This window comes from Haemophilus sp. UMB1048 (genome assembly GCF_030218125.1).
Lineage (GTDB): Bacteria > Pseudomonadota > Gammaproteobacteria > Enterobacterales > Pasteurellaceae > Haemophilus_D.
The window spans coordinates 1-381 of the sequence record NZ_JASOPB010000037.1 but is presented as its reverse complement, the minus strand read 5'-3'; the positions used below and the strand labels follow the sequence as shown (position 1 = coordinate 381).

The window sequence follows — 381 nt, the reverse complement described above, 5'->3', positions numbered from 1 at the left end:
TAGGATAGTAAGCGAGGTTGTGAGCGGCACTAAACCAGCTATGCAGCACCTGCAATTTGTGAAGCTGGTCGATAAGCTGGAAAAGGGGGATTGCCTCGTTGTTCTCAAAATTGACCGTTTAGGCCGTGACAATATCGACGTGCAACAAACTATCACGATGCTACTTGAGCGAGGGATTAACGTTGTATCGCTCGACCTGCCAGAACGCGACCTGAGCACACCCGCTGGCAAAATGATGCTTCAAATGATGGCAGTCTTTGCAGAGTTCGAACGCAACAAGATTAGCGAGCGCACCAAGGAAGCCTTAACAGCGCGTAAGGCGCAAGGAATGAAGCTAGGACGACCGGAAGCAACGGACACTTACCAACCGGTGCAGGCATT

At 50.9% G+C, this 381-nt stretch carries 1 protein-coding gene; it reads left to right on the top strand.

The features are described 5' to 3' along the window. Positions 1-58 precede the first annotated feature (58 nt). The coding region (locus QP437_RS09770) for a recombinase family protein (protein WP_285267704.1) at positions 59-381 on the top strand (323 nt) is incomplete at its 3' end.